Below are 11,712 nucleotides of genomic sequence, written 5' to 3'. Positions count from 1 at the left end.
TACTCAACTTGATTGGGTAGGGTTTTTTTCATACTTTAAAATATTGCAAAACTAAAATAGATAAGTAATGTCAAAAGTTACAGGTAAAGTTGCACAAATTGTAGGTCCGGTTATCGATGTTGAATTCGCTGCTGGCTCAGAGCTTCCAAAGATTTATGATTCATTAGAAATTAACAGGCCTGATGGTTCAATCTTAGTACTAGAGGTACAATCTCACATTGGTGAAGATACCGTTCGTACTATTGCGATGGATTCATCGGATGGTTTAAGTAGAGGAACAGAAGTTGTCGCAACTGGTGCTCCAATCCAAATGCCAATTGGTGAAGATGTTTACGGACGTCTTTTTAACGTCATTGGTGATGCTATTGATGGATTAGGTGATTTACCTAAAGCTGGTGAAGCAGGTTTACCTATTCACAGACAAGCTCCAAAGTTTGAAGATTTATCTACATCTACTGAAGTTTTATTTACTGGTATTAAAGTCATCGATTTAATTGAGCCTTATGCAAAAGGTGGTAAAATTGGATTATTTGGTGGTGCTGGTGTAGGTAAAACAGTATTGATCCAAGAGTTGATTAACAATATTGCAAAAGGTCACGGTGGTCTTTCTGTATTTGCAGGTGTTGGTGAAAGAACACGTGAAGGAAATGATTTACTTCGTGAGATGTTAGAGTCAGGTATTATCAAATATGGTGATGACTTTATGCATTCTATGGAAGAAGGTGGATGGGATTTGAAGAAGGTTGATAAGTCAATCATGAAAGAATCTAAAGCGACTTTCGTATTCGGACAAATGAATGAGCCTCCAGGAGCACGTGCTCGTGTGGCACTTTCAGGATTAACTATAGCAGAATATTTCCGTGATGGTGCAGGAGACAGCCAAGGAAAAGATGTATTATTCTTCGTAGATAACATTTTCCGTTTTACACAAGCGGGTTCTGAGGTGTCTGCCTTATTAGGTCGTATGCCATCTGCTGTAGGTTACCAACCTACATTAGCAACAGAGATGGGTGCGATGCAAGAGCGTATTACATCAACTAAGAAAGGGTCTATTACATCTGTACAGGCAGTTTACGTCCCTGCGGATGATTTAACGGATCCGGCACCAGCAACAACGTTTGCCCACTTAGATGCAACAACCGTATTATCTCGTAAAATTGCTGAGCTTGGTATCTATCCTGCGGTAGATCCTTTAGATTCGACTTCTCGAATCTTAGCAGCAGATATTTTAGGTGATGAGCACTATAACTGTGCAACACGTGTAAAAGAGTTATTACAGCGTTATAAAGAATTACAGGATATTATTGCCATCTTAGGTATGGAAGAATTATCCGAAGAAGATAAAATGGCTGTAAATAGAGCAAGACGTGTACAACGCTTCTTGTCTCAACCATTCCACGTGGCTGAGCAGTTTACAGGTATACCAGGTGTATTAGTAGATATTAAAGAAACTATTAAAGGTTTTAACATGATTATGGATGGTGAATTAGATCACTTACCAGAAGCAGCATTTAACCTTAAAGGATCTATTGAAGAAGCTATAGAAAGCGGAGAGAAAATGTTAGCAGAGGCGTAAAACGAGTAGGCAGTAATCAGTGTTCAGTCCTCAGTGACTGCAGACTGTAAACTGCAGACTGCAAACTAAAAAGAATGTACTTAGAAATTGTATCCCCAGAAGCAACTTTGTTTAGCGGAGAAGTAACTAGCGTTACGGTTCCTGGTGTAAATGGTGAGTTTGAAATGCTCGAAAATCACGCACCTATTGTATCTGTCTTAAAGGAAGGTCATGTAAAAATAATGGGGAATGTTCAACTCGAAGAAGAAGTAGAAGACAAATTCACCTCATCCGATAAAGGCGTTTGGTTAGCTATTAATTCTGGTACAATAGAAATGAAAGACAATAAGGTTATTGTATTGGCTGATTAAGAAAGCCTATACACTATAATATTTAAAGCGGATAGTTTAAAACTATTCGCTTTTTTATTTACTAAAATTAGAAGGCTAAAAAGGAATATATAAGCTTTCAAAAAGTTTTATCATCTCGATGAGGATAAAAGCGAACGCTACCAAAAACGTTATTGAGACACCTATAGCACAAGCATCATAGACACCTTGAAATTTATTGGATGGATTAGATACCTTCATTTTAATTTACGATTGATTTAGTTAATAAGATTTACCTCATAAAAATAATTATGGGATATTAAAATTACTTAAGCTCGCAATCGAATCACCATAAGCCCTTGTTTCGAAAGTGTCCATAAATGAGGTAATAACATTTACAAAAAGAGCTAAGAATACTATAAACATTAATAATGTAAAAAAACCGAACAACTTATGATACCGAAAATCTTGATTCATCTTTGTCATTTTGTGTGTTCTATTGGATTAGCTTATATCGAAATATACAAAATAATTTTAACATCTCTTTAACTTTTGTAAAGTTATTTTGCTTAAAATCAAATAAATAGGTTTTAACCTATTTATGTTACTCCCATTTCCAAATAATCAACTCCCAAATTTCACTTCCCTCTTTATGCTCATCTAACAATTCAAATCCAACAGTTTTATGCGCTTCGGATGATCGCCTGTTTTTAACATTAACCTCTGTAATTACTGCATCAAATTCGGACTTTAACTCAGATTTCATAAAATTATAAAGCCCTCTGAAAACCCCTTGCTATTAATTTACTTTGTCTATACAAGTTTGAGTCTTAATTACAAAACCCCTAATTTTACAGCAAAATAAGCAAGCTATTTTAAGAGTAATAATTGAATAAATTGAAACCTATGTTAAATTGGTTATTGGCATTATTTGATTCAAAAGAAAAGCACCCAGATATGAAAAAATTCCTCATTGTAGGTTTAGGTAATATTGGCGATAAGTATAAAAATACGAGACACAACATTGGTTTTAAAATTTTAGATCATTTCGCCAAATCTGAAGATTTAATCTTTGAAGACAATAAATTGGGTGCAACTACAATGTACAGGTTAAAAGGACGCTCGTTTATACTCTTAAAACCCAGTACATATATGAATTTGAGTGGAAAGTCTGTAAAGTATTGGTTACAGAAGGAAAACATTTCTTTAGAAAACCTTTTGGTTATAACGGATGACCTCAACTTACCTTTTGGGTCAATCAGGTTAAAAACTAAAGGTAGTGACGGAGGACATAATGGGTTAAAGGATTTACAAGACAAGCTTCAAACAACAAAATACAATCGTTTTAGATTTGGAATAAGTGATGATTTTTCAAAGGGAAGGCAAGTTGATTATGTCTTAGGAGAATGGACTAATGAAGAGGAATCAAAATTAATAGAACGCTTAGACACATCTGTAGAGGTTATAAAATCGTTTGGATTAGCTGGCATGTCTAATACTATGAATGAATTTAATGGAAAATAACAAAGGCCGTTCAACATTGAACGGCCTTTGTTTAAATTAATAATGCTTTTGCATTATTAATTAAATGTAAACTTAACAAGTATTTCGTGAGTGCCATCATTAGCATCAGAAATTTGATTTTCACTTGAACTTTCGTAGCCATAGCCAAGATCCATCCAATCAGCTAAATTTAACATGGCAAATCCTGCCCAGGCTGAATCCGTTCTATACAGTGCACCTAATTCAAATCGTTTAATAAATCTAAATGCTGCTGTAATATCGGCAGATATTGGCGCCCCATTGACATACCTTATCATTGTTGATGGGCGAAACTCTGTGTTTTCGGACAAATCAAAATTATACCCTCCAGATAAGTAAATATGAGCTTTATCTGTTGCGTAAGAAATTCTACCGTTATCATTGCTAATTCGTTCACTTAAAATAAAGTTAGGTATCGATAAGGAAATAAAATACTTATCATTTACTAAGTATCCACCTATTCCTACATTTGGTCGAAATCCCGTATCAATATTTCCAAGTGCTGGGTCATCTGGAAAATCTAAATTATCAAAACGGTCTCTATCAATGTTATAAGTATTACCACCTGCTTTTAAGCCTAAAAATATATTTGTTCCCTCATTAAGGGTTAGCTTATATGAAAAGTCAATATTAAAACTTGTAGTGCTTTCTACAAAGACCTGATCACTAACAATTGACAGACCTAGTCCTACATTGCTTCCAACCGGCTGTGAATAGAAAAAAGATTGAGTCTCAGGCGCACCATCAACATTAACCCATTGGCTTCTCCAATTAGCTGTTAAGCTCGAATGGCCATCAGCCCCTGCATAAGCAGGGTTGATGACGTTCATTGTATATCTGTATAGTGCATAGTTGGGTTCTTGTTGAGCATATAAACTGCCAAACAATAACAATGCAACTATTTTTATTGTGTTTTTATAATATTTCATTGTGTTTATTTATTTTGATTTATATGCTACTATAAAGTGATGTATAACCATCCTTTTAGAATTGTGTCTCCAGCTCCTCCTTGGTCAATCACATAATAGTAAGATCCTGCGGGTAAAGTTTTACCACTAGAACTATCAGTACCTCTCCAATCGTTAGAGTAGTTGCCACTACTAAAGACCTCTTTACCCCATCTATTATAAACTTTAACAGTTGTTCCTGGGAAGCGATTAATATTAATGATGGTCCATGTATCGTTAATATTATCACCATTAGGTGTTAAGACATCATTGGCAGTTAACCCATCGCATAGGTCACCTATACCGTTAAAATCAATATCGGCTTGATCTGAGTTTGGCGTGAACTGACAATTATCGTCTTCATCTAATACTCCGTCATTATCATCGTCATCATCACATAAATCACCTAATCCATCCCCATCATTGTCAGCTTGGTCAGGATTAACAACAAATGGACAGTTATCATTTTCGTTTAACACTCCGTCGTTGTCAATATCTGGGTCACAAGCATCTCCTAATCCGTCTCCATCAACATCTGACTGATCTGAATTGGCTATAAGTACACAGTTGTCATTTTCATTCAATACTCCATCCGTATCATAATCGTCAGGGTCTCTTAAACCACATATTTCTAATGAGAAGGCATTAACGCTACCCCCATCTAAAGACGGAAATACATCTACAACTGCTAGCGTCCAAGTACCTGCAGAGAAATCCCCATAGAAATCAGATAATGGTTCATCTGGTGCAAATAACCCTGTAAACGGTGCCGAACCTGCTCCTATAGGAGTTGGTGCATCGTCATTAAACATCGTGTTCGTATAGTTTTGACCCGAACCTCCATTTTGGTTTGAAAGAATTACAAAGTCACCCGTGGGGTTAAATAATGCAAATAACAAATCAGAATCCCATGTATGAGTAATATCTACAGTTACTGTAATATCTGTAATAATAATATTCTCAGTAATTTCCAATTGTATATTGTATTGTTCAATATCATCAGCATCATCATCAATTACAACTGGATCACCGCTGTAAGCTCCTGTAGTACATTCTACATCACAAGCATCACCGATGCCATTTCCATTTGTATCTTGTTGATTTGCGTTTGCGGCTTCTGGGCAGTTATCATCTGCATTTAAGACTCCATCTCCATCAATGTCATCATCACAAACATCACCAAGACCATCACCATCATTATCTAATTGATCTGAATTTGCAATATCAGGACAGTTATCTAAGCTATCAGCAATACCGTCATTATCACTATCTGGTTGTGGCAATCCACATACTTCTAGTGTCCAACTATTGATTGTGCCTGTATCGAATCCTGCATTATCTGAAACATTCAATGTCCAAACACCTCCACTAGCTTCATCATTAAATGCTGAAAACGGAAACTGTGGTTGAAAAGTTCCAGTAAACGGTGCAGAGCCTTCAAAAATTGGGTCATCTGCATCATCGTCAAAAACAGTATTGGTATAGTTATCTCCACTGCCCCCATTTGAATCTGACAAAATTACCGAAGTCCCTTCAGGACTCGTTAGTGTTATTATTAAGTCAGCATCCCACGTATGTGTAATATCAACTGTAACATTAACATCGTTAATAATGACTGCCTGTGAGAAAGCTATAGTAGAATTAACACCAGCAGCTGTAGCATCTGGAATTGGTAATGGTGTATCCGTTGAATTAAATATACCACACTCAAAATCACAAAGATCCCCAATACCATTTCCGTTAGTATCGGATTGGTCTGGATTTACAATTGTAGGGCAGTTATCGTCTACGTCTAAAACACCATCATTATCACTGTCATCATCACATACATCACCTAAGCCATCACCGTCTGTATCTAGTTGGTCTGCATTAGCTATCATTGGGCAGTTATCCTCAGCATCTTGTATTAAATCCCCATCAGCATCTGGCAATGGACTTCCACAAATTTCTATAGACCAACTATCTATAGTTCCTGTATCAAAGCCTGTATCATCTGCTACATTCAGAGTCCATTCACCCGCTGATACTTCTCCATAAAAGCTTGATAAATCACCATCAGGAATAAAAGACCCAGTAAAAGGTGCAGAAGCCCCACCAATAGGGTCTGCAGCTTCTTGGTCAAAAACTGTATCTACATAATTATCAGAACTTCCTCCGTTTTTAGCGGAAAGAACTACACTTGTCCCTACCGGACTTGTTAATGTTAAAGTTAAATCTGAAACCCATGTATGGGTAATATTAACAGTGACATTAATATCTGTTATGGTAGAAACATTGTTTACCATCAAATCGGAATTAGCACCGTTAGTGTTGCCATCTGGAATAGCCTGAGGAACATCTGTGGAATCATAGTTATTACACGTAATATTTGCAGTTGTAAAACTTGCCGTTGAATACGCCCCACTTCCGCAGTCATTAACTGCTCTTACTCTCCAGAAATATTCTGTTGTAATCATCAGTGTAGAAACTGTTAATTCTGGTTCTGTAACCACAGATCCTACAACTATATTTGTGAATCCTGCATCAGTGGCAATATCGACTTCATAAGCAACAGCATTTATATCAGCATCCCACGAAAGCATAGCCGCATCACCTGGTACTCCTGTTGCACCGTCCATAGGAGTCAAAATATTTAATGTGCTAAAATTAGTGTCATAAACCTCTAAATCTACGTCAGCTCCATAATTTAAACTACCTGACGTTCCCTCTAATCTAAAAGGATAGTTGCCAACCGCAAGAGCGCCTGTACCAGATACTGTTACAGTTACAACAGTTCCATCAGCACTTGCAGACGTTGGGCTAAAACTTGCAGAAGCCCCTGCTGGTAATCCAGTAGTACTAAACGTTGTCGTATCTGTAAACCCTAAAAATGTATTATAGGTAAATGTATAAGTTGCATCATCCGGTGAACAAACTGCTTGAGGTGTCTCATCTACAGATAAAACAAATTCAGACTCTTGAATTGAAAAATTTGAACTGTTAACCGCAAAGAAAATATTATCATTCCCCTCAACCATCACTCGTGCAGTTGTTGTATCTCCTCCTACCAATGGCACTTGTGCATCGGCTGAACCTGTATTTGGAACCCCTGATGCCATTACAAACGGATAAGTTAAGCCACCATCCGTAGACAATAGAATGTTTACCGTAGATGTATTAACAGCTCCACCATCAGTACCTGCAACATCCCATGTCACAGTCTGTGTTGATCCTACTTCCCAATTTTCGTCTGTAGTTTGAGACGTTACTGCGAATGGTCCTGCTGAACCATCAACAGAAACAGTCATAGTATCAAAACTAGATTGGCTTATCATATCCGTAGCAGGATTATAAGTCACATTATCTCTTACTGTCAATGCAAAATTCAAATCCCTAGAAACTGTAGAAACGGTTTCCCAAGATGTATTACCTACTGTCTCAACTGGATTTGTTTCTGTGAGTTCTCCTACAATAACACGCTCAATAAAAGGCATATATCTGTCTGGAGATGTACTTGGAGGTCGAGATCTAAATGTTGATCCACCTGTAAGTGTTGGCCCAAAAGATCCCGAAGTAGAAGCACCAGAATCGATTTGTTCCCATGTATATGTTAATAGATCACCCGCATCCGCATCTGTAGCACTTCCACGTAATACAAATGCTGTTCCTCCAGGGATTGTATAATCTAAACCAGCATCTGCAACTGGCGCATTATTAGGTGTTGGAATTTCGTCATCACAGGTCTTAGAGTCTAAATTATTTAATACTTGATTAATACTGTGGTAATGGAAATAGGCATCACTATGATCTTGTACATCATTGGCACCTGTAATACCCGCATAGCCCATTATTGTTGTTCCACTACCTGGCTCTGAATTAACACCGGTTCCTTCAGTAGAAAATGCCCAAGTATGATTAGCTCCCATTTGGTGGCCAATTTCATGTGGTACATAATCAATGTCAAAAAAGTCGGACATATATGGTCCGCCATCATTATCAACAAAGTCGTGTTGTGAAAATCCACTTCCTTTCGCTCCGTCAACACAAACACAGCCAATACATCCTGCGTTACCATTTTTACCACCAAATGCAAACAAGTGACCAATATCATAATTTGCTTCACCAACTTCAGCTGTTAATGTAGATTGTAAAGCCCCATTTAATCCTCCACCCCCATAAGGATCAGTAGAAGGATCTGGGTAAACCAATTCAGTACCTGTTACTAAAGAAAATGTAACGGCCATGTCCCACTCAAACACCTCATTGTTTCTATTTAAAGTTGAAACCACTTGTGCTAAAGCATCTTCTTGGGCATCTCCATTACCATCATCGCCATCATCCCAAAATTCTGTGTACTCACCATTGGTGGATATTGCAATTTCAAAAACTCTTATGAGTTGGTCGTCAGCATCTCTGCCTGTTAACCCATCTGTTGAAATTGGTACAAATTCATCAGTTGTTGTACATTCAAAATCTTTAATGTCATCAACTCTAACATTTCTATTGTAAGAAATGTAGTCACTTGTATTTCCTTTTGTTAAAGGCACAGTAAATGACGTTGACCTATCAGGGTAAGTTATCATAGACTGTACACCTTGAGGTGTAACAGAAAAACGCGCCCTTACCCCTGCTTCATTTAAACTATACCCTATATAGGTTTTAATATTAGGGTAGCGTTGAGAAAGCCCAGGTGACAAAACCGGTGCTTCAACAACTCTAAAGGGTTCAAATTGATTGTTTTCATTTGGCAAGTAAATAACCACATTTGAGGTTGCGTTGGATCCTCGCTGTGGTGCGCCAATAAGTTCTGTTTTAAACGCATCGATATTTAGTTGATACGTTTCAAAATGATTTTGTTTCAGGTTGGTTAGTTTGTCAGAAATGCTTTCGTCCGAAGATGATAATTTCTGCCAATGCCCCTTTTGAGCGGTGACAGAAAATACCGTTAAAAACATTGAGAATGACAAAACTAAATGTAGTTTTGTTTTCATAAAGTTTTGTTTACTATTTTTAATGGAAGCTAAATTTATAATTTTTTTTAAGAAATCATTAACAATCTGATATAAAATCTATTGAGTTCTTCAGATTTTAACATGAAAAATACGTACAGTAAATCTATAACCACTATAGGAACCTTTGATGGCGTGCACCTAGGACATCAGAAAATTCTTCAAAGATTGGTGGAAAAATCAAAGAAATTGAAATTGGTTCCGACAGTTTTAACACTTTTCCCTCATCCAAGAATGGTATTGCATCCTAATGAACCCATTAAACTGCTGCATACCATTGATGAGCGTATTTCTTTTTTAAAAAGAACAGGCATTAACAATGTTGTTGTGAAGGAATTTACAAAGGACTTTTCTAATCTTTCCCCTCGAGATTATGTTAAGAATATTCTTGTGGATGATTTAAAAACCGATTATATTATTATTGGTCACGACCATCATTTTGGAAAGAACAGAAGTGCTAATATTACTGACTTAAAGGTATTTGCAGAAGACTATAATTTTACGGTTGAAGAGATTTCAGCCCAAGATGTTGATGATGTCACTATAAGCTCAACCAAGATCAGAAACGCCTTGAATGAGGGAGAGGTAACTTTAGCCAATTCGTTTTTAGGCTATGATTATTTTATTACTGGCAAAGTTGTTGAAGGTGATAAATTAGGCCGTAAACTCGGATTTCCAACAGCTAACATCCATATTAAAGAAAATTATAAACTTATTCCTAAAGATGGGGTTTATGTGGTAAAGTCCACTATTGACGATGCTGTGATTTTTGGGATGATGAATATAGGGTCTAACCCAACTGTTGGAAAAAACAAACGTTCTATTGAAGTCCATTTTTTTGATTTTAAAAATGACTTGTATTCAAAAACATTGAAGGTAGAATTCCTTTCAAGACTAAGAGATGAAGTAAAGTTTGAAAATGTTAACGCACTCAGAAATCAGCTCGAGAAAGACAAAACAAATGCGCTAAACTTTATTGCTGCATTGAAATGAAAAGCTATCTCTTTAAACATATAGACAATTCGGGGCTTGTTGTTTTTAGAATCTTTTTTGGGTTATTATGTTTTTTTGAATCTGTTGGTGCAGTATTTACTGGCTGGGTAAAACGCACTTTGGTCGAACCGGAGTTTACCTTTTCATTTATTGGGTTTGAATGGCTTCAACCACTCCCTGGGGGTTGGATGTATGTTTTCTATATTGTTATGGGCATTATGGGGCTGTTTATAATGGTAGGGTACAAATACCGTATGAGTATGCTGGCTTTTGCTCTGATGTGGTCTGCGACATATTTAATGCAGAAATCTTCGTACAACAACCACTATTATTTACTGATGCTTCTGAGTTTTATAATGGTGTTTTTACCAGCAAATCGCTACGCTTCCTTAGATGTAAAACAGAGCCCAAGTCTTAGAAGCATATCCATGCCTAATTGGTGTAAGGCTATTTTTGTTTTGCAGCTTTTTATAGTATATACCTACGCCTCAATTGCCAAACTTTATCCTGATTGGCTAGATGGCACAACGGTAGCTCTTTTAATGAAATCGAAAGCCGATTATGCTATAGGTGACTTATTACAAAAACCCTCTCTTCATTATATTATAGCTTATGGAGGTATATTGTTTGACGGCTTAATTATTCCTGCGTTATTATGGAAACGAACACGAAATATTGCTTTCTTTATCTCTATATTTTTTCATCTGTTTAACTCTATTGTTTTTCAAATAGGAATTTTTCCTTATTTGTCCTTAGCGTTTACGTTGTTCTTTTTCGAGCCAAAAACCATTCGCGATTTATTCCTGAAGAAGAAACAACTATATGAAAAGAGTGAAGTAAAAATCCCTAACAATTATAAATTAATTACCTCTGCGTTTATCATTTACCTTTCTGTTCAGTTAGTTTTACCGATTCGTCATCATTTTATTAAGGATGATGTGCTCTGGACAGAAGAAGGTCACCGCCTATCTTGGCGTATGATGCTACGAGCTAAAAGTGGAAGAACCTCATATTCCGTCGTTGATAAAAATACCAATGAGGTGATTAAAGTTGACATGAATGACTACCTTACTAAAAAACAAAAACGGTCAGCTTCTAATAAACCCGATGTGATATGGCAGTTTGCACAACGACTAAAAAAAGACTTTGCTAAACAAGGCAAAGACGTGTCTGTTTATGTTAGTGCTTACATTAGTGTTAATGGTAAACCATCAAAACAATTAATTGACCCCGAGGTAGATTTGGCAGCTATAGAATGGAACACATTTAGTCATAGCCCTTGGCTTTTACCTTCAAAAGAATAGCTTTCTTTTTTGTTTTATCCGCCACAAAATCTTCTTACTTTTGTGGGCTTAACA

7 protein-coding genes and 3 pseudogenes are annotated in these 11,712 nt (G+C 36.6%); 5 read left to right on the top strand and 5 right to left on the bottom strand.

All coding sequences use genetic code 11. The features are described from left to right. Window positions 1-67: 67 nt before the first annotated feature. Window positions 68-1,576, top strand: a complete 1,509-nt coding sequence (gene atpD, locus ACFEMA_RS02440; RefSeq protein WP_411766381.1) for a F0F1 ATP synthase subunit beta — start codon at window positions 68-70, stop codon at window positions 1,574-1,576. 74 nt (window positions 1,577-1,650) lie between these two features. Then, the gene (locus tag ACFEMA_RS02435; protein ID WP_411766380.1) at window positions 1,651-1,926 is read left to right on the top strand and encodes a F0F1 ATP synthase subunit epsilon; all 276 of its coding nucleotides are present in this window, start codon (window positions 1,651-1,653) and stop codon (window positions 1,924-1,926) included. Window positions 1,927-2,488: 562 nt separating this feature from the next. Here ACFEMA_RS02435 and ACFEMA_RS02430 read toward each other — a convergent pair. After that, window positions 2,489-2,650, bottom strand: coding sequence for a hypothetical protein (locus ACFEMA_RS02430; RefSeq protein ID WP_411766379.1), 162 nt, complete (start codon window positions 2,648-2,650; stop codon window positions 2,489-2,491). 140 nt (window positions 2,651-2,790) lie between these two features. On the opposite strand from ACFEMA_RS02430, the gene pth reads away from it, so the two are divergent. Then, the gene (gene pth, locus ACFEMA_RS02425) at window positions 2,791-3,408 is read left to right on the top strand and encodes an aminoacyl-tRNA hydrolase (protein ID WP_411766378.1); all 618 of its coding nucleotides are present in this window, start codon (window positions 2,791-2,793) and stop codon (window positions 3,406-3,408) included. 56 nt (window positions 3,409-3,464) lie between these two features. On the opposite strand, the gene ACFEMA_RS02420 is transcribed toward pth, so the two are convergent. The 4 genes and pseudogenes from ACFEMA_RS02420 to ACFEMA_RS02405 form a co-directional block, all read right to left on the bottom strand. After that, window positions 3,465-4,355: a type IX secretion system membrane protein PorP/SprF gene (locus tag ACFEMA_RS02420; protein WP_411766377.1), complete on the bottom strand. Its 891-nt coding sequence runs from the start codon at window positions 4,353-4,355 to the stop codon at window positions 3,465-3,467. Window positions 4,356-4,384: 29 nt separating this feature from the next. Then, window positions 4,385-5,308: pseudogene (locus ACFEMA_RS02415) on the bottom strand (gliding motility-associated C-terminal domain-containing protein); the annotation flags it as partial. A 119-nt stretch (window positions 5,309-5,427) separates the two neighbouring features. Next, window positions 5,428-5,644, bottom strand: a pseudogene (locus ACFEMA_RS02410) (thrombospondin type 3 repeat-containing protein); the annotation flags it as partial. Window positions 5,645-5,677: 33 nt separating this feature from the next. After that, window positions 5,678-8,935 (bottom strand): annotated as a pseudogene (locus ACFEMA_RS02405) (proprotein convertase P-domain-containing protein); the annotation flags it as partial. A 510-nt stretch (window positions 8,936-9,445) separates the two neighbouring features. Between ACFEMA_RS02405 and ACFEMA_RS02400 the strand changes: the two are divergent. Together ACFEMA_RS02400 and ACFEMA_RS02395 are read left to right on the top strand one after the other, a co-directional pair. Then, the gene (locus ACFEMA_RS02400) at window positions 9,446-10,354 is read left to right on the top strand and encodes a bifunctional riboflavin kinase/FAD synthetase (RefSeq protein WP_411766376.1); all 909 of its coding nucleotides are present in this window, start codon (window positions 9,446-9,448) and stop codon (window positions 10,352-10,354) included. After that, window positions 10,351-11,658: an HTTM domain-containing protein gene (locus tag ACFEMA_RS02395; RefSeq protein ID WP_411766375.1), complete on the top strand. Its 1,308-nt coding sequence runs from the start codon at window positions 10,351-10,353 to the stop codon at window positions 11,656-11,658. The genes ACFEMA_RS02400 and ACFEMA_RS02395 overlap by 4 nt, the downstream gene beginning before the upstream one ends. The last annotated feature ends 54 nt before the right edge of the window (window positions 11,659-11,712 follow it).

The organism is Winogradskyella sp. A3E31 (assembly GCF_046720935.1).
In the GTDB taxonomy this organism is placed as follows: Bacteria; Bacteroidota; Bacteroidia; order Flavobacteriales; family Flavobacteriaceae; genus Winogradskyella.
This window is presented reverse-complemented; position numbering and strand designations above follow the sequence as displayed.